We start from the raw sequence: 21,624 nt of genomic DNA, 5'->3' as shown, positions 1-21,624 counted from the left end.
GCTCCTACAAGGGCCAAGTCGCTCATGTTATCGTGCGCCCCCTCCGTATTCCTTGTGTAAGCCCTGCATGTTTGAGTCATCTCGATCCCTGCGCCTGGCGCTCTATACCGTATTGATCATTGCCGGTGCTGCCATCGCGGCCACTCTGGCCATGCGCCACACCGTGCGCCAGTCAATGGTCGAAGACGCGGCTCGCGCCAATCAGCAACTGGCACTGTATGCCACGTCCCTGCATACCCTGATCGAACGTTACCGCGCCCTGCCCGCGGTGCTGGCGCTGGACCCGGAGCTGCGCTCGGCGCTCAAGGGCAAGGTCAGTTCCGAACAGCAGGACGCATTGAACCGCAAACTGGAAAAAATCAACGGCGCCGCCCAATCATCGACCCTGGAACTGCTCGATCACACCGGCCTCGCCGTGGCGGCGAGCAACTGGCGCTTGCCCAGCAGTTATGTCGGCCATAACTACGGTTTCCGTCCCTATTTCAACCAGACCCGCACCCAGGGCACCGGGCGCTTTTACGCCGTGGGGGTGACCAGCGGAATTCCCGGCTACTTCCTCTCCAGCGCGGTCAGCGATGACGATGGCCAGTTCCTCGGCGCCATGGTGGTGAAACTGGAATTCCCCGAACTGGAACGCGAGTGGCGCCAGGGCAGCGACACACTGCTAGTCAGCGACGCACGTGGAATAATCTTCATCGCCAACCAGCCGGGCTGGCGCTATCGCTTGCTCAAGCCGCTGAGCGACAGCGATCATGCCGAACTCAAGACCACCCGCCAGTACGACAAGCAGCCGCTGACGCCGCTTGAGTTTCAATCGTTGCGGCGCTTCGACGATAACAGTGACCTGGCTCGGGTCGACGGCCCCGACGGCAAGGCGGATTACCTGTGGGAATCCCTGCCGCTGAATACCGAGGGCTGGACCCTGCACCTGCTGCGGCGCCCACAAGTCGCCTTCGAAGACAGCCGCAATGCTGCCCTCGCCGCGGCCGGGCTATGGCTGACCCTGGTGTTCCTGCTGCTGTTTCTCAACCAGCGCTGGCGCCTGGCCAAACTGCGTCAGCGCAGTCGCGAAGAACTCGAACAGCTTGTAGAAGAGCGTACCCGCGACCTGCGCACCGCCCAGGAAGGTCTGGTGCAATCGGCCAAACTCGCGGCGCTGGGGCAGATGTCCGCCGCCCTGGCCCATGAGATCAACCAGCCACTTACCGCCCAGCGCATGCAGCTGGCGACCTTGCGGCTGCTGCTCGACCACGGCCGGGTCGACGACGCCTACAAGGCGCTCAAGCCGGTGGATGAAATGCTCACGCGCATGGCCGCCCTCACCGGCCATCTGAAAACCTTCGCCCGCAAGAGCCCCAGCGGTTTGCGCGAACGCCTGGACCTGGCGGCGGTGGTGGATCAATCGCTGCAACTGCTCGACACCCGGCTGCGCGACGAACAGGTCAGCACCGTGCTGCATCTGACCCGCCCGGCCTGGGTGCGTGGCGATGCAATTCGCCTGGAACAGGTGCTGATCAATCTGCTGCGCAATGCCCTCGATGCGATGCAGGACAAGCCCTGCAAACGTCTGGAAATCCGCCTCGAAGCCGACGAACAACTATGGCGCCTGAGTGTGATCGACAACGGCGGCGGTATCGCCGAAGAGAACCTGTCCAAGGTCTTCGATCCGTTCTTCACCACCAAACCGGTGGGCGATGGCCTGGGGATCGGATTGGCCGTATCGTTTGCCATCGTTCACGAATCCGGCGGGCGCTTGAGTGCCGACAATCATGACAAAGGTGCCGTGTTCACCGTGACCTTGCCCATCGACCTGGAGGTGCATGAACCATGCTGAACTCAGTGATCGTGGTCGACGACGAAAGCAGCATCCGCAGTGCCGTCGAGCAATGGTTGAGCCTGTCGGGTTTCGAGGTGCAGTTGTTCAGTCGCGCCGATGAATGCCTGGCGCAATTGCCCAGGCATTTTGCCGGGGTGATTCTCAGCGATGTGCGCATGCCCGGCATGACCGGCCTCGAACTGCTGGCCGAGGTGCAACGCCGGGATGCCGATTTGCCGGTGATCCTGCTGACCGGTCACGGCGATGTACCGATGGCCGTCGAGGCCATGCGCGACGGTGCCTACGATTTCCTAGAAAAACCCTTCAGCCCGGAAACCCTGCTCGGCAGCCTGCGCCGCGCCCTCGACAAACGCCGGCTGGTGCTGGAAAACCGCGCGCTGCACGAACAGGCGGACAACCGCGCCAAACTGGATGCCACGCTGCTCGGCGTGTCTCGGGGTCTACAGACCCTGCGTCGGCAAGTTTTGGACCTGGCAGCACTGCCGGTCAACGTGCTGATTCGCGGCGAAACCGGTAGCGGCAAGGAACTGGTCGCGCGTTGCCTGCACGACTTCGGGCCGCGGGCCGACAAGCCCTTTGTCGCACTCAACTGCGCGGCCATCCCCGAGCAATTGTTCGAAGCCGAGCTGTTCGGTCACGAGAGCGGTGCGTTCACCGGAGCGTCCGGCAAGCGCATCGGCAAGCTCGAGTACGCCGACGGCGGCACACTGTTTCTCGATGAAATCGAAAGTATGCCGTTGGCCCAGCAAGTGAAACTGCTGCGGGTGTTGCAGGAGCAAAAGCTTGAACGGCTGGGCTCGAACCAGAGCATCCGCGTGGATTTGCGCATCATTGCCGCGACCAAGCCGGACCTGCTCGACGAAGCGCGGGCCGGACGTTTTCGCGAAGACCTGGCCTATCGCTTGAACGTCGCTGAGCTACGCCTGCCGCCCTTGCGCGAACGCCGTGAAGACATACCCCTGTTGTTCGAATCCTTTGCCCAAAACGCCGCCGAACGCCTGGGACGTAAATTTCCGCCGTTGAGCGGCGCCCAGTTGAGTCACCTGCTGAGCCACGACTGGCCAGGCAACGTGCGCGAATTGGCGAATGTCGCCGAGCGTCAGGTATTGGGGCTCGGTGAGCCGGAGCCCTTGGGCATCGAGCCCGGCCAGTCACTGGCGGCTCAGCAGGAAGCGTTCGAAGCGCAATGCCTGCGTGCGGCATTGACCCGGCACAAGGGCGATGTGAAAGCGGTGCTCGAAGAACTGCAACTGCCACGCCGGACCTTCAATGAAAAGATGCAGCGGCATGGGTTGAGCCGGGAGATGTTTTTGCCCGAGGCCTGATTTTTGTGGTGTCTGCCCTGGCCCCATCGCGAGCAAGCTCGCTCCCACAGTGGATCTGTGTACGCCAAACATTGTGGGAGCGAGCTTGCTCGCGATGAGGCCTGTACAGGCAAAGCAACCAACAAAACCGTAAGCAATTTTCCGCCCATCACCCGCCACGAATAAGCGGATTTCCGCTCACCGAAACACTCCACCCCCTCTAAACCGGCCTTCTCCCCGTTGGCACAGCTCCTGCTATAGCCCTAGCAGGCTGCGTTTAATCGCGCTCCACAAAAACAATTAAATGAAGGATCCTTCAATGGATAACTCCAACGCCCTGCCCCTTGGGTCGGCTGCCACGCCGGCTAAAGAAAGAACCACCGCCAGCCGCATCAAATCGATCTTCAGCGGCTCCGTTGGCAACATGGTCGAGTGGTACGACTGGTACGTCTACGCCGCCTTCTCCCTATACTTCGCCAAGACCTTCTTCCCCAAAGGCGACACCACCGCCCAACTGCTCAACACCGCCGCGATCTTCGCCGTGGGCTTCCTGATGCGTCCGATCGGTGGCTGGCTGATGGGTCTGTATGCCGACAAGGTCGGGCGCAAAAAGGCCCTGATGGCCTCGGTGTACCTGATGTGCTTCGGCTCGCTGCTGATCGCCCTGAGCCCGGGTTATGAAGTCATCGGCATCGGCGCGCCGATCCTGCTGGTGTTCGCGCGCTTGCTGCAAGGCCTGTCGGTGGGTGGCGAATACGGCACCTCCGCCACTTACCTCAGCGAGATGGCGACCAAGGAGCGTCGCGGCTTCTACTCCAGCTTCCAGTATGTGACCCTGATCTCCGGCCAGCTCATCGCTTTGGCGGTGCTGATTGTCCTGCAGAACTTCCTGACCACCGAGGAGCTCTACGCCTGGGGCTGGCGCATTCCGTTTGCCATCGGCGCGCTGTGTGCCGTGGTTGCGCTGTACCTGCGTCGTGGCATGGAAGAAACCGAGTCCTTCACCAAGAAAGAAAAAGCCAAGGAAAGCGCGATGCGCACCTTGATGCGGCACCCCAAGGAACTGATGACCGTGGTCGGCCTGACCATGGGCGGTACGCTGGCGTTCTACACCTACACCACCTACATGCAGAAATACCTGGTGAATACCGTCGGCATGAGCATTTCCGACTCCACCACCATTTCCGCTGCCACGTTGTTCCTGTTCATGTGCCTGCAACCGATCATCGGCGGGCTGTCGGATAAAATCGGTCGTCGGCCGATCCTGATTGCCTTCGGCATCCTGGGCACGCTGTTCACCGTACCGATCCTGACCACCCTGCACACCATTACGACCTGGTGGGGCGCGTTCTTCCTGATCATGGCGGCGCTGATCATCGTCAGCGGCTACACCTCGATCAACGCCGTGGTGAAAGCCGAACTGTTCCCGACCGAAATCCGCGCCCTGGGCGTGGGCCTGCCGTACGCACTGACCGTATCGATCTTCGGCGGCACCGCCGAATACATCGCGCTGTGGTTCAAGAGCATCGGCATGGAGACTGGTTACTACTGGTACGTCACCGCGTGTATTGCCGTGTCGTTGCTGGTGTACATCACCATGAAAGACACCCGCAAGCATTCGCGGATCGTCACTGACTGACAGACGTCAGGCAGTTACCGCAAGGGTGACTGCCAAGGCCCTTCGCGAGCAGGCTCGCTCCCACAGGTTGACCGCGTACCCCGGGAGGAATGCGGTCCAATGTGGGAGCGAGCTTGCTCGCGATGGACTCATGCGCGCCGCGTTCAGCCAGGGAACACGCGTAATCGTTAACGACCATCGCGAGCAAGCTCGCTCCTACAGGGGGTGAGGTCGGGCTGGAAATCTGCGGCGCGTGCTTGCACCATGAGCGCCTCCAGCCCGCTCCGGAAATTCTCTCCAATGCCTGACGACATCCACTTCTACGAACCCGCCCACGGCCACGGCCTGCCCCACGATCCGTTCAACGCCATCGTCGGCCCGCGCCCCATTGGCTGGATCTCTTCACAGGATGCCGAAGGCCACCTGAACCTGGCGCCCTACAGTTTCTTCAACGCCTTCAACTACATTCCGCCGATCATTGGGTTTTCCAGCGTCGGGCGCAAAGACAGCCTGAACAACATCGAACAGACCGGCGAGTTCGCCTGGAACCTGGCCACGCGGCCGCTGGCCGAGCAGATGAACCAGAGCTGCGCCATGGTCGGGCCTGAGGTCAACGAATTCGAACTGGCCGGGCTGACGACCGCTGCCTCGAAGGTCATTCAGGTGCCACGGGTGGCAGAGAGCCCGGTGTCCTTCGAGTGCAAGGTCACGCAGATCATTCAGTTGCAACGGGCGGACGGCAACGTGGTGCCGAGCTGGCTGATCCTCGGCGAAGTGGTCGCCGTGCATATCGCCAAATGGCTGTTGAAGGACGGGGTATACGACACCGCCGCGGCAGAACCGATTCTGCGCGGCGGCGGGCCGGCGGATTACTTCCAGCTGGGGCCTGAGGCGTTGTTCAAGATGTACCGCCCGGGGGCGGTGAAGTGATCACCAGAGCAGGTCGGCGTCTTCTTTGACGTCCCTGAGGTGGGTCAGCTCTTTGGCCGCTGCCAGATCGGCGTCATGGGCGGTCTTGAAGATCTGCCCTTCCAGCACCTTGTGAAAACGCGGGGCGCCGGAACCACCCAGTGCTTTGACGGCGATAGCGGCGTGGTAACCACCCTCGCCCGGTACTACAGCGGAAACAGCTTCGAAGTGTTCAAAGGCTTTACGTGCCATGTCGCGAATCCTGGCTGGTTGAGAATGCCGTCATTAAACCCTCAACCGGCCAGTTTGTGTACCGCCACTGCGGACTGCCCCAGAGCCTGCGCCGCCGAGACATCCTTGAAAGTGTGGAAATCCAGACTGTTGACCACCAGCTCCTGCACCAGCTCGGCAAAGATCTCCATCGCCGGCGTGCTGAAGTACGCGGTCATGGCCTGTTGATTGCTCCAGAAACCGGACACCAGCCACAGCTCCGGATCGCATTGCGAATGCTGCAAGGCAAAGCTCAGGCAGCCTGGCGCTGCGCGGGACGGTTCGATCAGGGCGCTGAGGCGCACACCGAGTTCCTCCGAACGCCCGGCGCGCGCTCGAATGAAGGCCATATGACTGACGGGGATCTGCGTGGACATGTTCAACCCTCCCAGGGAGTCGCGTGGCAGCCGGGGGACGGGCTGCGACAGGATCAAAGGTTAAGGGCCGCGACGCCTGTCTCGTTAGTCGATTCCTGCCGGCGCGTTGCACAATCCTGCGAAACTGCATCGCCGGCCTGTAACAAGCTATAAAACCCTGTCACGGTTCTGCCATACGAGTTTCAAGCAAGTTCTTGCCTCACAAGGCTCTATTGGCTACACCGCCGGTCGACCCCTGGCAGAATCAGGCAAGCATCCGGCAGGATGTGTCTACCGCTGTCGCTTGCACAAACTTATGCTCTGCACCACTCCCTTCATGCCTTGCCGAGGATGCCTCGCATGTCGTCGCTCGATCACTTTCAAGCCCCGCTGGACACCGACATGGAAAAGCAACGCGCGGAACTGGCGGCCATCATCCGCCGCAACACCGCCGAAGATGGCAGTTATGCCACGGCCATCGGCTCGCTGTTCATGTCCCGCCACAGCCAGTCCCACGAGTTCGCCCCGGTGCTCGCGCAACCGGCACTGTGCATCATGGCCCAGGGGCGCAAGGAAGTTCAGCTGGCCAACGAATACTTCAACTACGACCCGCTGAACTACCTGGTGGTCTCGGTCTCGATGCCGCTCAGTGGACGAGTGGTGGATGTCTCGCCTGAGGAACCGATCCTGGCCTTGCGCCTGGACATCGACCCGACGGAAATCACCGCACTGATCGCTGACGCCGGCCCCCTCGGCGTGCCCACCCGGCCGACCGGGCGCGGGCTCTATGTCGAAAAACTCGACACCGCGATGCTCGACGCCGTGCTGCGCCTGGCACGGTTACTGGACACGCCAAAAGATATCGCCATGCTCGCGCCGCTGATTCGCCGGGAGATCCTCTATCGCCTGTTGCGCAGCAAACAGGGGCATCGGCTGTACGAAATCGCCATCGCCAACAGTCAGAGCCATCGCATCAGCCAGGCGATCAAATGGCTCAACGGCAATTTTGAACAGCCGTTGCGCATTGATGAATTGGCCAAGGAAGTGAACCTGAGCGTGTCGACGCTGCATCACCGCTTCAAGGCTATGACGGCGATGAGTCCGTTGCAGTATCAGAAGCAGTTGCGCCTGCAGGAAGCACGGCGGCTGATGCTCGCCGAAGGGCTGGAGGCTTCGGCGGCGGGGTATCGGGTCGGGTATGAAAGTCCGTCGCAGTTCAGCCGGGAGTACAGCCGGTTGTTCGGGGCGCCGCCGTTGCGGGATCTGGCGCGGTTGCGGTTATCGGTTTGAGCTTGTTTCTTTGCAAGCAGTGCCGGCCCTATCGCGAGCAAGCTCGCGATAGGGCCAATTCAGGCAATACAAATCCCGAATCAGGCCCCAAGTACCCGGCAAGCTTCCACCGGCAAGGTCACCGACACCGGATGACCAACGCTCAGGCCAAAGCTCTGACACGGCGTGCTCAGCGCGGTAAACGACACACCGGAACACTCCACCGTGGTCTCGATGGTCGCGCCGATATCGCGCACGAACGTCACCTTGCCCAGCAAACGGTTGCCCGCGGTCGCCTGGGGTGCTGACAGTTGCAGGTCTTCCGGGCGAATCAGCATCTTCACCTTTTCACCGACCACGATGCTGCTGCAGATCGGTACTTGCAGCGCATCGCCGCCCGGCAAGCTGACTTTGCCGTTACCCAGCACCGTGGCCGGGAAGATGTTGCCCGAGCCGATGAAGTCCGCGACGAACTCGTTGGCCGGGTGACGATAGATCTCGATCGGCGTGCCCACCTGCTGCACCTTGTGCTCACCCAACACGACCACGATATCGGCCATGGTCATGGCCTCGCGCTGGTCGTGGGTCACCATGATGGTGGTGATGTTCAGGCGTTGTTGCAGTTGGCGGATTTCCACCTGCATCGACTCGCGCAGCTTGGCATCCAGCGCTGACAGAGGTTCGTCGAGCAGGAGGATTTTCGGGTGCGAGGCAATCGCCCGGGCAATCGCCACGCGCTGGCGTTGGCCACCGGACAGCTTGGCCACCGGACGATTGATCATCGCTTGCAGCTGGATCAGTTCCAGCAATTCCACCACCCGCGCCTGCTGGTCAGCCTTGCTGACCCCGCGCAGTTTCAGCGGATAGGCAATGTTCTCCCCGACCGTCATGTGTGGAAACAGTGCCAGGGACTGAAACACCATGCCGAAATTACGCAGATGCGCCGGGGTGTGGCCGATGTCCTCACCGTCCAGGCGAATCTCGCCACCGCTCAGGGTTTCCAGCCCGGCAATCATGCGCAGCAAGGTGGTTTTGCCACAGCCCGAAGGACCGAGGAAACACACCAGTTTGCCCTCGGGCAAATGCAGGTTTACATCCTTTACCGCGCAGGCCGAGCCGTAATGTTTCTCGACGTTTTCCAGAATCAGACCAGACATAAGAATCACCTCAAGAAATCAGAACGAAACGCCACCTTCACCGACTAACTTCTCCAGCGCCCAAATGAGGACGAAGTCGATCAGCACGATCAGCACGGCAAACGAAAATACGGTTGGGTCGAGCGAAGACACGGTGCGGCTGTACATCCAGATCGGCACGGTCATGACGTCGATGGTGTAGAGGAAATAGGTCACGGTGAATTCGTTGAACGAGACGATGAACGCCAGCAGCATGCCCGCCAGGATCCCCGACTTCATCAACGGCACCACCACATCGACAATCGCCCGCAGCGGTGAAGCACCTAGCATTTGGGCGGCCTCTTCGACTTCGCTGCCGATGGAGAGCATCGCCGCCGTGCAGTTCTTCACCACGAATGGCAACGCGAGGATCACGTGGGCAATCACCAGGCGCGAGGTGGTCATGTGGAACGGCAGGCTGTCGAACACCAGCAGTAACGCCAGGCCCAACACCACCATCGGAAACACCAGCGGCAACGACATCAGTTGCAGCGCCACGGCCTTGCCGCGGAACTCGCAACGGGTCAACGCGTAGGCCGCCGGCACCGCGATGATCGTGGCGAAAATCATGGTCAGGCACGACACCAGCAAGCTGGTGCTCATGGCCTGGCCGAGGCTCAGTACGTCACTGGCGTCCGGCGACACGAAGGTGTGCCAGGCGGCCTTGTACCATTGCAGGCTGTAGCTGCTCGGCGGGAAGTCGAGGTTCGACGCGCCGCTGAACGACATGACGATCATGGTCAGTATCGGCAGTACCGCCAGCAGCAGGATGAAGCCGGAAAGGATGCCGGCAAACTTGCCGGTCTCGCCGGGCAACAGCCCATAACGCTTTTTGGTCAGGGTGCTCATTGGGAAGCCTCCAGCATGCGCCGACGACGGCCAGTGATGTATTCGGACAAGGTCATGATCGCGAGGGTGGTGACGATCAGCACCACGCCGGCAGCGGATGCGGCGGGCCAGTTCATCAGCGGGGCGATCTGGTCATGCACCATCACCGCCAGCATCGGCACGCGCCGACCTCCGAGCAGCAAGGGCACCACGAAACTGCTGGCGTTGTAGGCGAATACCAGGGTCGCACCGGTAATGATCCCCGGCAGACTCATCGGCAATACCACCTGGCGGAACACCTGGAAGCGACTGGCGCCCAGGGTGGCGGCAGCTTCTTCGTAGCTGCGGGCGACACCGCGCATGGCGCTGGCAATCGGCAACACGGCCAGCGGGAAGGCGGTTTGCACCAGGCCCATCAATACGCCGTTCTGGTTGTACAACAGCATGATCGGGCGCTTGATCAGGCCCAGGCCCATCAGTGCCTGGTTGAGCATGCCGCCAGGGCCGAGGATCACCAGCCAGCCGTAGCTTTGCAGCAGCAGGTTGACCAGCAATGGCAGCAACACCGCCGCCAGGAAGATCCGTCGCACGAACGGCGAGGTCAGGCGCGACATGGTGTAGGCCACCGGGATCGCCAGAATCACTGCGATCACCGCGCTGATCAGCGCCAGGCGCAGGGTCAGCATCAGCGACTTGAGGTAATAGGGTTCCAGCAACTGGGCGTAACTGGCCAGGCTGAACCCGGACCATTCCGCGCCTTTGGTGCCCACGCTCATGCGCAGTACCAAGAGGCTCGCGGCAATCAATACGCCAAGAAACAGCATCGAAGGCGTAAGGAAAAGCCAGGCACGCGCGGTCGGCGAAACACCCCGAGCGGCGCGCACGGGGGCGGCACTCAGCGGATGAGTCAGAGGTTGGTGTTCCATAGCAAAGGGTCTCGTCAATGGAAGATCAGTGGCACACGGAAGCGGGGGTGTAAGCCCCGATCCCATGTAGGAGCGAGCTCGCTCGCGAAGGAAGTGAGGGCGCCACATTCATTCAGGCAGCCCTCGTCATCGTTAACATCCATCGCGAGCAAGCTCGCTCCTACAGATCAGGAAGAAAAGATTTCCGTGTAACGACGAATCCATTGGTCATGCACGCTGGCCAGGAAGGCGTTGTCGTGCATGATCGCCTTCTCGGCAATCTGCTCCGGCGTGAGGATGTACGGGCTCTTGCGTGCTTCGGCGGAAATGATCGCCTTGGCGTTGACCGGGCCGTTGTAGATGTCTTCAGCCATCTTGCCCTGCACCAGCGGGTCCAGAGAGTGGTTGATGAAGGCGTAGGCCATGTCGGTATCGCCCGGACGGTTCTTCGGCATCACCGACAGCATCAGGTCGGTGTAGAAACCTTCCTTCATGCCGAATGTGGCGCCCAGGCCGTAGTTCGGATCGCGGATCTGTTTCGGGAAGAAGGCTGGTGCGTACAGGCCGCCCATGTCCAGGGAACCGGTACGGAACAGCTCGGCGATCTGGTTCGGGTTTTCACCCAGGGTCACCACACGATCCTTCAGCTCGGCGAGCTTCTTGAAGCCAGGCTCGATGTTGTGTTCGTCACCACCGGCCAGTTTGGCGGCGATGATGATCAGGTCCATGGCCTCGGTCCAGTTCGGCGGCGGCAGGAAGATGTTCGGTGCCAGGTCGGCGTCCCAAAGGGAAGCGTAACTGGTCGGAGCTTCTTTCTGGGTGCGGGTGCTGTAGACCAGGCTGTTGCACCACAGCAGGTAACCGATACCGTGGCCATTGGCGCCGGTGCGGTACTTCTCCGGAACGTCGACGAGGTTGGGAATGCGGTTGAGGTCGGGTTTTTCCAGCAGGTTGGCGGCGGCCAGACCTTCGGCGCCGACGCCTGCCAGGGTGATGATGTCGTATTGCGGACGATCACCGCCGGCCTTGAGCTTGGCGACCATTTCCGAGGTACTGCCGGTGCGGTCAGCGATGACCTTGCAGCCGTACTTGTCTTCGAACGTCGCGGCGATGTTGCGCAGTGCGGCCAGGCCGGTGTCATCGGACCAGGTCAGCAAACGCAGGGTCTTGCCGGCAAAACGTGTATCGCTGGCATTGGCCTTGATGAACGGCATGCTCATGGCCGCTGCTGCAACCGAGGCTACGCCCACGGTCTTGATGAATTGACGTCTGTTCAGATCATGCTCGCCCATTACGGACTCCCTTTGTTTTTGTAGGTATAAGGCAGGTCGAAACTGTTGCATCCGCGCGACCGGACCAGCGTTATCCCTCGTATTTTCGGGGGCTTGGCAGAGCCGGCGAGTGCATCCTGAGGTCGTGTAAAACACCTGACTATCGATAAAAACTCATTGAAGCCATGACGCCAGTGCATGCCTCATGTAGGAGCGAGCTTGCTCGCGAATGATGCATGAACGACGCGGGCTGTCTGACTCCCCGCGTAATCGTTGACGTCCATCGCGAGCAGGCTCGCTCCTACACAGAGCCAGGCGTCAGACAGCCCGGATCACGTGTTTGATTTCCTGGAAAGCCTGCAAGCCCCACGGCCCCAATTCGCGGCCGATGCTGCTCTGCTTGTAGCCGCCCCAGGCGGTCTGCGGGAAGATCACCTGCGGCGCGTTGATCCACACAAGCCCCGCCTGCAAAGCATTGGCAACGCGATCAGCGGTCTGTGCATTGCGCGTCACCACACTGGCGACCAACCCAAACTGGCTGTCGTTGGCCAAGGCAATCGCTTCGGCCTCGGAGGCGAAACGGCGCACGCAGATCACCGGGCCGAAAATCTCTTCATTCCACAACGCACTGTCGAGGGGCACTTCGGTGAACACTGTCGGCTGCAAAAAATATCCGCGCGGCAGGTCGGCCGGGCGATTGCCACCGCAAACGAGCCTGGCACCGGCACTCAAACCGCGATCGATATGACCGAGCACGCGCTGGTATTGCGCCTGATTGACCAGAGCGCCCATTTCCACGTTCGGGTCGAACGGGTCGGCCACACGAATGGCTTCGGCACGGGCCTTCACTCGGTTCAGGAATTCATCGGCCAGTTCATCGGCGACCAGCACGCGGCTGGTGGCGGAGCACATCTGCCCGGCGTTGAAGAAGCCACCGCCACAGGCCACTTCCACCGCCAGTTCGAGATCGGCATCGGCCAGCACCAACAGCGAAGATTTGCCGCCCAGTTCCAGACTGACGCCTTTGACGGTTTCCGCCGCCCGTTGCATGACCTGCACGCCAACGGCATTGCTGCCGGTAAACGACACCTTGGCGATGCGCGGGTCTGCCGACAGCGGAGCGCCAACGGCCAGGCCGGTACCGCACACCAGGTTAAAGACACCCGCCGGCACACCGGCTTGAGCGATGATCGCGGCCAGTTCCAGTTCCGGCAGCGGCGTCACTTCCGAAGGCTTGAGCACCACACAGCAACCGGCGGCCAGGGCCGGGGCGAGTTTCCATGCGGTGGTGACCATCGGAAAATTCCACGGCACGATCAGGCCGACCACACCGCACGGCTCGCGGCGCAGACGAGCGCTGAAGTCGGCGGTCGGCAGCTCGACCGCGCTGTCTTGTTTGGCATCCAGGCCTTCGGCCAGACCGGCGTAATACTCGAACGTGGCGATCACGTCATCGACGTCGATCGCGGCTTCGAATTGCGGCTTGCCGTTGTTGCTCGACTGCAAGTGCATCAGCTTTTCACGATTGGCCTGCACGCCCGTGGCGATTTTGCGCAGGATCGCACCGCGTTCGTTACCCGAGGTTTTCGACCAGTCGGCGAACGCCTGGGTCGCTGCGCTCACGGCTTGATCAACCGCGCGTTCGTCACCGCCATTGACGGTGGTCAACAGGGCTTCGGTCGCCGGGTTGATCACGCGCAGATGTTCGTTGCCGGCCGACCATTGGCCGTTGATGTACAGGCCATCCAGAGTCGTCGGGAAGCTCATTTCGCCACCGCCTGCATCCACTGGGCCTGGTCGATTTCAATCAGGGTCGGGCCCTGGCGATCGGTAGCCACCCGCAATGCGCCGCGCAATTGCTCGACACTGCTGACCGCTTCGGCGGCGCAACCCAATGCCTTGGCCACACCGATGAAGTTCGGGGTGTAGATGTCCACGCCCACCGGCTCGATGGCGCGGTTGACCATGTATTTCTTGATCTCTTCGTAGCCCTGGTTATTCCACAGCAACACGATGACCGGGGTGCGCGCTTCAACGGCACTGGCCAGTTCCGGCAAGGTGAACTGCAGGCCACCGTCGCCGATCAGGCACACCACCGGAGGACGCGCGCCACCTTCGATGCAGCCACCCAGCCAGGCACCAATCGCCGCCGGCAAGGCGTAGCCGAGGGTGCCGTAACCGGTGGACGAGTTGAACCAGCGACGCGGACGCTCCGGGTTGAACGTCAGGTTGCCGGTGTACACCGGCTGGGTCGAATCGCCGACGAACACCGCGTCCGGCAGTTCCTGCAAAACGGTTTCGAGGAAGCGGGTCTGGGCCAGGGTCGGTGCATCCCAGGTCGCGGCCAGGTCTTCACGCAGTCGGGCGGCACGTGCCTGACCCCAATCGTTGCCGCGCTCGGCCAGGGGTTTGTGCGACAGGGCACTGAGCAAAGCCTGGGCGGCGTTGCGCGAATCGGCCACCAGTGCCACGTGCGGCGGGTAGTTGCGCACGGTCTGGTCCGGGTCGATATCGACGCGCAGCAACTTGCCAGGAATTTCGAAGCCACCGGCGAAGGTCACGTCGTAGTCGGTTTCGGCCAGTTCGGTGCCGATGGCCAGTACCACGTCGGCCTCGGCAACCAGTGCACGGGTGGCGACCAGGCTCTGGGTCGATCCGATCAGCAGCGGGTGGCCGGAGGCAAGCATGCCCTTGGCATTGATGGTGAGGGCGACCGGCGCGTCCAGCAGTTCAGCCAGCTCTGTCAGCTCGACGGCCGCGTCGATGGCGCCGCCACCGGCTAGGATTAGCGGACGCTTGGCACCGGCCAGCAATTCAGTCATGCGCGACACGGCGCTCGGCGAAGCACCGGCGCGGTCGATATTGACCGGCAGGCTGCTGAGCAAGTCGTCGGCTTCTTCAACCAGGACATCCAGGGGAATTTCAATGTGCACCGGACGCGGACGGCCCGCCTGGAACAGCGCGAAGGCGCGGGACAACACGCCCGGCAGCTCGGAAGCCGACATCAGGGTGTGGGAGAACGCCGCCACACCGGCGCACAGTGCGCCCTGGTTCGGCAGTTCATGCAGCTTGCCGCGACCGCCGCCCAGCTGGCTGCGCGATTGCACGCTGGAGATCACCAACATAGGGATCGAATCGGCGTAGGCCTGGCCCATGGCGGTGGTGATGTTGGTCATGCCAGGGCCGGTGATGATGAAGCACACACCCGGTTTGCCGCTGGTGCGAGCGTAGCCGTCGGCCATGAAGCCGGCGCCCTGTTCATGGCGCGGCGTGACGTGGTTGATGCTCGAACGGGCCAGCCCGCGATACAGCTCCACGGTATGCACCCCTGGAATGCCGAACACCTGCTCGACCCCGTAGTTTTCGAGTAACTTGACCAATACTTCGCCGCACGTCGCCATGTCTTTGCCCTTTTTGTTCGTTTGAGACGCCGGACGTGCGCTGTGTTTATGATGGATTCGCAGGCCCGGGAATGGCCTCATTGGAACGGGCGACAGGTAGCCGCAACAATGGATAAAAAGTCATACTAGCCATGTCCTCACGTCATACCTTGGATCCCAATGAAACGACTGCCTCCCCTGCCGGCGCTGCACACTTTTCTAATTACCGCGCAGTGCTGCAATTTCACCCGGGCCGCCGAACAGCTGCACATCACCCAGGGCGCGGTGAGTCGGCAGATCGCCGGGCTGGAAGATCATCTGGGTTATGAACTGTTCATCCGCCTGGCCCGAGGCCTGGACCTGACAGCCGAGGGACGGGAATGGCTGCCACGGGTCCAACAGATTTTCGGCCTGATCGACGAGGCCGTTGAACAGATCGGCGAGAAGCGTGAAACCCTGCAACTCAAGGCACCGACCTGCGTCATGCGCTGGTTGCTGCCGCGTCTGTTGCAATGGCAAAGGGAACGCCCGGACGTGCCGGTGGAACTGACCACCACGGTCAAGCACGGGGTGGATTTTCATCGCGAGCAATTCGATGCGGCGGTGATGTACGGCGCACCGCCGGATGATTCATTGATGTCGCAAAAACTCTTCGACGAACAACTCACGCCTGTATGTTCCAGGCCGATGCTCGAAGGCCCTATGCCCCTGCAAAATCCGGCCGATCTGCAACAACACCTGTTGCTGCATCCGACCCGAGATGAACGGGACTGGAAGGCCTGGTTGAAAGCCGCGAATGTGCATTTGACCAATGTCGGCAAGGGCCAGCATTTCGAAACCCTGGACCTGGCGATGTCGATGGCGTCCCAGGGAACGGGTGTGGCGATTGGCGACTGGTCGCTGATCGGCGATGACCTGAACGCCGGGCGGCTGGTCATGCCATTCGATTTGAAGGTGACAACGGGACTGGCCTATTACCTGGTGTTCCCCGAAAAACCCGGGCCTTCGCCGAAGTTGCGAGAATTGATGGGGTGGTTGGTGGAACAAGCGCAATCGCGGTAAAACCGCAAAATCCTGGTGCACCACCCTGTGGGAGCGAGCTTGCCCGCGATGAACCTGAGAACGCTGCGGGGTATCAGGTTCCCAGCGTTATCGTTGGCGATCATCGCGAGCGAGCTCGCTCCTACAGGAGATCAGTGACCTCAATAACCGACGGTAAACCGCTGTCGCGAATGCTTCGGCGTTTCCACTTCGTCGAGCATCGCAATCGCATAATCGGCAAACGTGATCCAGCTGCGCCCTTCGTTGCTCACCAGCAAATCATCCTGACCAAGACGGAATTTCCCGCTGCGCTCGCCCTCGACAAATTCGGCCGATGGCGACAGGAAAGTCCAGTCCAGATCCCGCTCTTCACGCAGGTTTGCGAGGAATTCGGCACCGGCGCTGGCCTCTGCCTTGTAAGCCTCAGGGAAACCTGCGCTATCAATCACTCGAGTACCATCGGGCAACAGCAGCGAACCCGCCCCGCCCACTACCAGCAAACGTTTAACCCCGGCTTTTTTCACCGGACCAACGACTGCGCTGGCAGGCAGGGTCGCGAAATGTGCGGCGCTGATGACTACGTCATGGCCCGCAATTGCAGCTTGTAACGCAGCGGCATCAAGGGCATCGACGGTCTTGCCGACCACACCTTCACGCGGGTCGATTTTCGATGTGTCGCGGGCAATGGCGGTAACGCTGTGACCGCGACGCAGGGCCTCTTCCAGCAGTTGGCTACCGGCACGACCGGTGGCACCGATGATTGCGATTTTACTCATGACGTTCTCCAATGGGTGGGTAGCTCAATGGGTTACCACTTCATCTCGCCCTTGGCGACCTTGGCACTCAGCTCCAGGGAGCTTTCATCGCCCAGGGTCGGGAAGCGTTTTTTCATGGCGGCGATCAGTGCGGCAGAATCCTTGGCCTTGACGGTTTCTTCATCGAAGGCTTTGATGTAGTCGGCGGTGAACTGCACTGAGGCCAATGAACCCGTGCTGTCGCCCAGGTAATGACCCGGCACCACGGTCTGCGGTTTCAGGGTTTCAATGGCATGCAGCGTAGTCAGCCAATCGGCATGGGACTGCGGTGTTTGCGTGTCAGCCATCCAGACATGGATGTTTTGCGCCACCACGACACCACCAACCACGGCCTTGATCGATGGAATCCACACAAAGCTGCGATCCGGCTGCGGGCCATCAAGACCCACCACCTGCAACTTCTGCCCTTCGAGGATCAGGCCGTCACCCTTGAGCACGTCCGGCACGATGGTTTTCACAGGCACGTCGGCCCCCATTTTCGGGCCCCAGAATGCCAGTTTGCCGTCGACGGTGTGCTTGATGTGGTCGACGGTCGGCTGCGAGGCGAGGACCTTGGCCTTGGGGAATGCGGCCGTCAGGGTATCGAGGCCGAAGTAGTAGTCCGGGTCACCGTGGCTGATGTAGATGGTGGTCAACTGCTTGCCGCTGGTGCGGATTTTTTCCACTACCTGTTCGGCCTGGGATTTGCCGAATTGCGCATCCACCAGGATCGCTTCTTTCTCGCCACTGACCAGCACCGAGGTCACCGGAAAGATGGCTTTTTCGCCGGGGTTGTAGACATCCAGCGTCAGGGTCGAGGCGCTGGCGTGGGCGGCAAAACCGAAGGTGGTGGCCAGCAAAACTCGCTTAAGTGAGGTGAAACCGATCATCTGTTGCTCCGTGATCCCGATGCCATGTTTGGCGATGCCTTTTGTAGGAGCGAGCTTGCTCGCGATGGACTTGAAGGCGCCGCGTATAACCGGTATCCCGCGTTATCGTTAACGACCATCGTCGGAACGCCGCCCGGAGCAAGCTCGCTCCTACACAGAGGAACAGAGCTTAGTTGCCTGACTCGGTACAAAAAATGCGATGCTTGAACATAGTTTGTTTCTGAAAGCGGGCAAATCATGGATCGTCTTCAAGCAATGCGTGTGTTCGTCACGGTGGTCGACCTCGGCAGCCAGTCGGCCGCCGCCGATCATCTGGAGCTGTCACGGCCGGTGGTGTCGCGGTATCTGGCGGAGCTGGAAGACTGGATCGGCGCGCGCCTGATGCATCGCACCACACGCAAGTTGAGCCTCACCGCCGCCGGCACCGAGATCCTGCCCCGCTGTCGGCAGATGCTCGATTTATCCACCGACATGCAAGCCGCCGTCAGCGAACCGGATGACGCACCCCGCGGCCTGCTGCGGATCAGCGTCAGCACCTCCTTCGGCCAGGCGCAATTGGCCGACGCCATGGCCGCCTATGTCCGACGCTACCCCGGCGTCAGCATCGACATGCAGATGCTCGACCGCACCGTGAACCTGGTGGATGAGCGCATCGACCTGGCGATCCGCACCAGCAACGACCTGGACCCGAACCTGATCGCCCGCCGCCTGACGGTTTGCCGCTCGGTGATCTGCGCGTCCCCCGCTTACTTGCGCGAGCACCCGGCGCCGCAACGGGTCGAAGACTTGAGCCTGCACAATTGCCTGACCCACTCCTACTTCGGCAAAAGCCTGTGGCATTTCGAACAGGACGGCGAGCAGGTTTCAGTACCGGTGCAAGGCAACATCAGCGCCAACGAGGCCAGCACACTGTTGCGTGCGACGATCGCCGGTGCCGGGGTGGCGATGCTGCCCACCTACCAGGCCGGCGTGCACATCCACAGCGGTGAGTTGATTCGCCTGCTGCCGACGGCCGAACCCCGGCAAATGAACGTGTATGCGGTGTATGCCTCGCGCAAGCACATGCCGGCGGCGTTGCGCAGCTTGCTGGATTTTCTGGTGGTGAGGTTTCCGCAAGAACCGGAGTGGGACATCGGGTTGTAAATGGAAGACCTGTGGGAGCGAGCTTGCTCGCTCCCACAGGGGTGATCAGTGTTCTGAATACCGCGCTATTGCTGGTAACTCACCGGCGCTGACCTATGCTCAAAGTAATACCGAAAGGTATTCGTTCAGAGGTCAACGCCATGAACATCAGAACAAGAAGATACCTCGCTATTTTCATCACCTGTGCGGTCACGCTCGGGCTTTATGGCGCTGCGGCCTGGCGCGTCGAGCAACTGCGCAACCTGCCCCGTGAAGCCGCGAGCTGCAACTTCGAGCGCTGCATCCCCCACAACGCCACCCTCAACGCCCTCCGGTAACGAAGGGAGTCAGGCTTCGTTGTCCTGATCGGCCTTCAAGCGGTCGCGAAACGCTTTGGGCGAAATCCCCACACGACGCCGGAACAGGCGCGTGAAGTTGGTCGGATCGGAAAACCCCAACACGTCGGACATTTCATAAATGGTCATGCTGGTGTAGGTCAGCAAACGCTTGGCCTCCAGCAATTGCCGTTCGTGCACGATCTGCAACGCTGGTTGCCCCGCCAGCTCACGGCAAGTGCCGTTGAGGTGGGACACGGAAATTCCCAGCCGGTGTGCCAGATCCTCGACCTTGACGTGCTGGCGATACGTCTCTTCCACCAGTTGAATAAAGCCGTTGAGATATTCCCGGGCCCGCTGCGGTCGCGCCATGGCGGTGCGACGCTGGATCACCTGGCGGCTGATCCACACCACGATCACGCTGACCAGCGAATGCATTAGCATTTCCCGCGCCGGTTGATGGCTGGTGTATTCGTTCTGCAAGGCGCTGAACAGGCTGTTGAGGTACTCGGCGTCCTTGCCTGCCGGGTAGCTTTCGGACTGGGCCAGGGCATTGACCGATTGCCCCAACTGCATCTGCAGGTGGGCGATCAGCGGCGCGGCCAGGGTTACGACAAACCCTTCCACGTCCTCGGAAAAACGAAAGCCGTGCACCGACAGCGGTGGCAGGATCTGGACTGCCGGCTCCACCAGTTGTGTTCGTTTGCCTTCGATTTCAAGCTCGGCCTGACCTTTGAATACGAAGAGCAACTGGCACAAGTCAGCATGGCGGTGAGGTTTGATTTCCCAATGATGTTCGCGACTGCGTTTGGAAATGGTTTCACAGTGCAGCAAGTCCGGGGTCGGCCAATCCAGGCTTTCACCGTAGAGCTTGAACACCGGAATCGAAGGCAGGTCAGGCTTGTTCATCACTTCAATCCAGGCCTCGGGGTTGATCTCGGGCGATAATCGCACCGATTGGCAGAATGTACAGCTATCGGCTCAGTTTTCACCTTCAATTGACAGACTCGCAAGGGAAAAATGCAAGCACTCGATCCATAAAAATCATTCACCGGCCCAGGTCGTGTGGAGCTTGCGAGTCATAAGAACAATGAAAACGCTGAAAACCCAAGTTGCCATTATCGGTGCTGGCCCCTCAGGCTTGCTGCTCGGCCAATTGCTGCACAACGCCAGCATCGACAACATCGTTCTCGAACGTCAAACCCCCGATTATGTACTCGGTCGAATCCGCGCCGGCGTGCTTGAGCAAGGCATGGTAGAGCTGTTGCGTCAGGCCGGCGTGAGTCAGCGCATGGACGCCGAAGGACTGGTCCATGGTGGCTTCGAACTGGCCCTCGACGGGCGCCAGGTACACATCGATCTGCAAGCGTTGACCGGCGGCAAGACGGTGATGATCTACGGCCAGACCGAGGTCACCCGTGACCTGATGGCCGCTCGTCGGGAGGTGGGCGCGCAGACGATTTACCAGGCCAGCAATGTGGTTCCCCACGGCATGAAAACCGATGAAGCGTTTGTCACTTTTGAGAAGGACGGTGAGCCGTATCGACTCGATTGCGACTACATCGCCGGTTGCGACGGCTTCCACGGTGTGGCGCGACAATCGATTCCCGCCGACAGCCTGAAAGTCTTCGAACGGATCTATCCGTTCGGCTGGCTCGGGATCCTGGCCGACACCCCGCCGGTCGACGAAGAGCTGGTCTACGCCCGCCATGAGCGCGGTTTCGCCTTGTGCAGCATGCGCTCGCCGACGCGCACCCGTTACTACCTGCAAGTGCCCGCAGAGGAAAATGTCGAGGATTGGTCCGATCAACGGTTCTGGGAAGAACTCAAAAAGCGCCTGCCGGTCGATCTTGCGCAAAAACTGGTAACTGGCCCGTCCATCGAGAAAAGCATCGCGCCGCTACGCAGCTTCGTCGTCGAACCCATGCAGTACGGGCGGATGTTCCTCGTCGGTGATGCCGCGCACATTGTCCCGCCCACCGGGGCCAAGGGCCTGAACCTGGCGGCCAGTGACGTCAGCACGCTGTTCAACATCCTGATCAAGGTTTACCGCGACGATCGCCTTGATCTGCTGGAGAAATACTCGGAAATCTGCCTGCGCCGGGTATGGAAAGCCGAGCGTTTTTCCTGGTGGATGACCTCGATGCTGCACCGCTTTGATGATCACGATGCCTTTAGCCAGCGCATTGCCGAGTCGGAACTGGACTATTTTGTCGATTCGCAGGCGGGTCGCAAAACCATTGCAGAAAACTACGTCGGGCTTCCTTATGAGGCTATCGAATAGCTTCCTATCGACTTACACTGGCGAGCATCCCCGCTC

The 21,624-nt window shown here is 60.9% G+C and carries 20 protein-coding genes; 9 read left to right on the top strand and 11 right to left on the bottom strand.

What is annotated here, in order from left to right; all coding sequences use genetic code 11:
* Positions 1 to 67: 67 nt before the first annotated feature.
* From AC3WTM_RS04065 to AC3WTM_RS04050, 4 genes are all read left to right on the top strand, one after another.
* The gene (locus tag AC3WTM_RS04065) at positions 68 to 1,834 is read left to right on the top strand and encodes a sensor histidine kinase (protein ID WP_102671187.1); all 1,767 of its coding nucleotides are present in this window, start codon (positions 68 to 70) and stop codon (positions 1,832 to 1,834) included.
* Positions 1,828 to 3,162 carry a sigma-54-dependent transcriptional regulator gene (locus tag AC3WTM_RS04060; RefSeq protein WP_057713486.1) on the top strand — a complete coding sequence of 445 codons (1,335 nt, stop codon included), beginning with the start codon at positions 1,828 to 1,830 and terminating at the stop codon, positions 3,160 to 3,162. Before AC3WTM_RS04065 ends, AC3WTM_RS04060 begins: the two co-directional genes overlap by 7 nt.
* A gap of 298 nt (positions 3,163 to 3,460) precedes the next feature.
* Positions 3,461 to 4,780, top strand: a complete 1,320-nt coding sequence (locus AC3WTM_RS04055; protein WP_102671188.1) for an MFS transporter — start codon at positions 3,461 to 3,463, stop codon at positions 4,778 to 4,780.
* A gap of 279 nt (positions 4,781 to 5,059) precedes the next feature.
* Positions 5,060 to 5,689 (top strand): flavin reductase family protein, encoded by a 630-nt coding sequence (locus AC3WTM_RS04050; protein ID WP_102671190.1) that lies wholly within the window; start codon positions 5,060 to 5,062, stop codon positions 5,687 to 5,689.
* Here AC3WTM_RS04050 and AC3WTM_RS04045 read toward each other — a convergent pair whose 3' ends face one another.
* Together AC3WTM_RS04045 and AC3WTM_RS04040 are read right to left on the bottom strand one after the other, a co-directional pair.
* Positions 5,690 to 5,920: a hypothetical protein gene (locus tag AC3WTM_RS04045; protein ID WP_102671191.1), complete on the bottom strand. Its 231-nt coding sequence runs from the start codon at positions 5,918 to 5,920 to the stop codon at positions 5,690 to 5,692.
* Between the two features lie 41 nt (positions 5,921 to 5,961).
* Complete coding sequence (locus AC3WTM_RS04040) at positions 5,962 to 6,315, bottom strand: putative quinol monooxygenase (protein ID WP_102671192.1); 354 nt, start codon at positions 6,313 to 6,315, stop codon at positions 5,962 to 5,964.
* A gap of 339 nt (positions 6,316 to 6,654) precedes the next feature.
* Between AC3WTM_RS04040 and AC3WTM_RS04035 the strand changes: the two genes are divergently transcribed.
* Positions 6,655 to 7,584 carry an AraC family transcriptional regulator gene (locus AC3WTM_RS04035; protein WP_090457485.1) on the top strand — a complete coding sequence of 310 codons (930 nt, stop codon included), beginning with the start codon at positions 6,655 to 6,657 and terminating at the stop codon, positions 7,582 to 7,584.
* Positions 7,585 to 7,664: 80 nt separating this feature from the next.
* Here AC3WTM_RS04035 and AC3WTM_RS04030 read toward each other — a convergent pair whose 3' ends face one another.
* The 6 genes from AC3WTM_RS04030 to AC3WTM_RS04005 form a co-directional block, all read right to left on the bottom strand.
* A complete protein-coding gene (locus AC3WTM_RS04030) occupies positions 7,665 to 8,720 on the bottom strand; it encodes an ABC transporter ATP-binding protein (protein ID WP_102671193.1) in 1,056 nt (351 codons plus the stop codon).
* Between the two features lie 18 nt (positions 8,721 to 8,738).
* Positions 8,739 to 9,587 (bottom strand): ABC transporter permease, encoded by an 849-nt coding sequence (locus tag AC3WTM_RS04025; protein ID WP_007978496.1) that lies wholly within the window; start codon positions 9,585 to 9,587, stop codon positions 8,739 to 8,741.
* Positions 9,584 to 10,492, bottom strand: a complete 909-nt coding sequence (locus AC3WTM_RS04020; RefSeq protein WP_057713477.1) for an ABC transporter permease — start codon at positions 10,490 to 10,492, stop codon at positions 9,584 to 9,586. Before AC3WTM_RS04020 ends, AC3WTM_RS04025 begins: the two co-directional genes overlap by 4 nt.
* A 167-nt stretch (positions 10,493 to 10,659) precedes the next feature.
* Entirely contained in the window at positions 10,660 to 11,763 is a 1,104-nt protein-coding gene (locus AC3WTM_RS04015) for an ABC transporter substrate-binding protein (RefSeq protein WP_102671194.1), read from the bottom strand.
* A gap of 297 nt (positions 11,764 to 12,060) precedes the next feature.
* On the bottom strand, positions 12,061 to 13,509 hold the full coding sequence (locus AC3WTM_RS04010) for an aldehyde dehydrogenase family protein (RefSeq protein WP_102671195.1): 1,449 nt from the start codon (positions 13,507 to 13,509) through the stop codon (positions 12,061 to 12,063).
* Complete coding sequence (locus AC3WTM_RS04005) at positions 13,506 to 15,143, bottom strand: 5-guanidino-2-oxopentanoate decarboxylase (RefSeq protein ID WP_102671196.1); 1,638 nt, start codon at positions 15,141 to 15,143, stop codon at positions 13,506 to 13,508. Before AC3WTM_RS04005 ends, AC3WTM_RS04010 begins: the two co-directional genes overlap by 4 nt.
* 159 nt (positions 15,144 to 15,302) lie before the next feature.
* Between AC3WTM_RS04005 and AC3WTM_RS04000 the strand changes: the two genes are divergently transcribed.
* Positions 15,303 to 16,184 (top strand): LysR substrate-binding domain-containing protein, encoded by an 882-nt coding sequence (locus tag AC3WTM_RS04000; protein ID WP_102671197.1) that lies wholly within the window; start codon positions 15,303 to 15,305, stop codon positions 16,182 to 16,184.
* Positions 16,185 to 16,324: 140 nt separating this feature from the next.
* Here AC3WTM_RS04000 and AC3WTM_RS03995 read toward each other — a convergent pair whose 3' ends face one another.
* Entirely contained in the window at positions 16,325 to 16,939 is a 615-nt protein-coding gene (locus AC3WTM_RS03995; RefSeq protein WP_102671198.1) for an NAD(P)-dependent oxidoreductase, read from the bottom strand.
* 32 nt (positions 16,940 to 16,971) lie between these two features.
* Positions 16,972 to 17,847 (bottom strand): MBL fold metallo-hydrolase, encoded by an 876-nt coding sequence (locus AC3WTM_RS03990; RefSeq protein ID WP_102671199.1) that lies wholly within the window; start codon positions 17,845 to 17,847, stop codon positions 16,972 to 16,974.
* A gap of 237 nt (positions 17,848 to 18,084) precedes the next feature.
* Between AC3WTM_RS03990 and AC3WTM_RS03985 the strand changes: the two genes are divergently transcribed.
* Together AC3WTM_RS03985 and AC3WTM_RS03980 are read left to right on the top strand one after the other, a co-directional pair.
* Positions 18,085 to 18,990, top strand: coding sequence for a LysR family transcriptional regulator (locus AC3WTM_RS03985; protein WP_207238423.1), 906 nt, complete (start codon positions 18,085 to 18,087; stop codon positions 18,988 to 18,990).
* A gap of 140 nt (positions 18,991 to 19,130) precedes the next feature.
* Positions 19,131 to 19,307 carry a hypothetical protein gene (locus AC3WTM_RS03980; RefSeq protein WP_007978514.1) on the top strand — a complete coding sequence of 59 codons (177 nt, stop codon included), beginning with the start codon at positions 19,131 to 19,133 and terminating at the stop codon, positions 19,305 to 19,307.
* Positions 19,308 to 19,316: 9 nt separating this feature from the next.
* Here AC3WTM_RS03980 and AC3WTM_RS03975 read toward each other — a convergent pair whose 3' ends face one another.
* Complete coding sequence (locus tag AC3WTM_RS03975; RefSeq protein ID WP_102671201.1) at positions 19,317 to 20,213, bottom strand: helix-turn-helix domain-containing protein; 897 nt, start codon at positions 20,211 to 20,213, stop codon at positions 19,317 to 19,319.
* Positions 20,214 to 20,394: 181 nt separating this feature from the next.
* Between AC3WTM_RS03975 and pobA the strand changes: the two genes are divergently transcribed.
* Positions 20,395 to 21,588 carry a 4-hydroxybenzoate 3-monooxygenase gene (gene pobA, locus AC3WTM_RS03970; protein WP_102671202.1) on the top strand — a complete coding sequence of 398 codons (1,194 nt, stop codon included), beginning with the start codon at positions 20,395 to 20,397 and terminating at the stop codon, positions 21,586 to 21,588.
* Positions 21,589 to 21,624: the final 36 nt, after the last annotated feature.

The organism is Pseudomonas sp. EU05-FHT14B02 (assembly GCF_058791055.1).
Note: the sequence above shows the minus strand (reverse complement) of the source record. Positions and strands in the feature narration are given on the sequence as shown.

Coding starts and splice junctions, on each gene's coding strand:
- AC3WTM_RS03985 (WP_207238423.1), top strand. CDS start 18,085: ATGGATCGTCTTCAAGCAATGCGTGTGTTCGTCACGGTGGTCGACCTC.
- AC3WTM_RS03990 (WP_102671199.1), bottom strand. CDS start 17,847: ATGATCGGTTTCACCTCACTTAAGCGAGTTTTGCTGGCCACCACCTTC.
- AC3WTM_RS03995 (WP_102671198.1), bottom strand. CDS start 16,939: ATGAGTAAAATCGCAATCATCGGTGCCACCGGTCGTGCCGGTAGCCAA.
- AC3WTM_RS04005 (WP_102671196.1), bottom strand. CDS start 15,143: ATGGCGACGTGCGGCGAAGTATTGGTCAAGTTACTCGAAAACTACGGG.
- AC3WTM_RS03980 (WP_007978514.1), top strand. CDS start 19,131: ATGAACATCAGAACAAGAAGATACCTCGCTATTTTCATCACCTGTGCG.
- AC3WTM_RS04065 (WP_102671187.1), top strand. CDS start 68: ATGTTTGAGTCATCTCGATCCCTGCGCCTGGCGCTCTATACCGTATTG.
- AC3WTM_RS04055 (WP_102671188.1), top strand. CDS start 3,461: ATGGATAACTCCAACGCCCTGCCCCTTGGGTCGGCTGCCACGCCGGCT.
- AC3WTM_RS04020 (WP_057713477.1), bottom strand. CDS start 10,492: ATGGAACACCAACCTCTGACTCATCCGCTGAGTGCCGCCCCCGTGCGC.
- AC3WTM_RS04015 (WP_102671194.1), bottom strand. CDS start 11,763: ATGGGCGAGCATGATCTGAACAGACGTCAATTCATCAAGACCGTGGGC.
- AC3WTM_RS04025 (WP_007978496.1), bottom strand. CDS start 9,587: ATGAGCACCCTGACCAAAAAGCGTTATGGGCTGTTGCCCGGCGAGACC.
- pobA (WP_102671202.1), top strand. CDS start 20,395: ATGAAAACGCTGAAAACCCAAGTTGCCATTATCGGTGCTGGCCCCTCA.
- AC3WTM_RS03975 (WP_102671201.1), bottom strand. CDS start 20,213: ATGAACAAGCCTGACCTGCCTTCGATTCCGGTGTTCAAGCTCTACGGT.
- AC3WTM_RS04045 (WP_102671191.1), bottom strand. CDS start 5,920: ATGGCACGTAAAGCCTTTGAACACTTCGAAGCTGTTTCCGCTGTAGTA.
- AC3WTM_RS04060 (WP_057713486.1), top strand. CDS start 1,828: ATGCTGAACTCAGTGATCGTGGTCGACGACGAAAGCAGCATCCGCAGT.
- AC3WTM_RS04030 (WP_102671193.1), bottom strand. CDS start 8,720: ATGTCTGGTCTGATTCTGGAAAACGTCGAGAAACATTACGGCTCGGCC.
- AC3WTM_RS04000 (WP_102671197.1), top strand. CDS start 15,303: ATGAAACGACTGCCTCCCCTGCCGGCGCTGCACACTTTTCTAATTACC.
- AC3WTM_RS04050 (WP_102671190.1), top strand. CDS start 5,060: ATGCCTGACGACATCCACTTCTACGAACCCGCCCACGGCCACGGCCTG.
- AC3WTM_RS04035 (WP_090457485.1), top strand. CDS start 6,655: ATGTCGTCGCTCGATCACTTTCAAGCCCCGCTGGACACCGACATGGAA.
- AC3WTM_RS04040 (WP_102671192.1), bottom strand. CDS start 6,315: ATGTCCACGCAGATCCCCGTCAGTCATATGGCCTTCATTCGAGCGCGC.
- AC3WTM_RS04010 (WP_102671195.1), bottom strand. CDS start 13,509: ATGAGCTTCCCGACGACTCTGGATGGCCTGTACATCAACGGCCAATGG.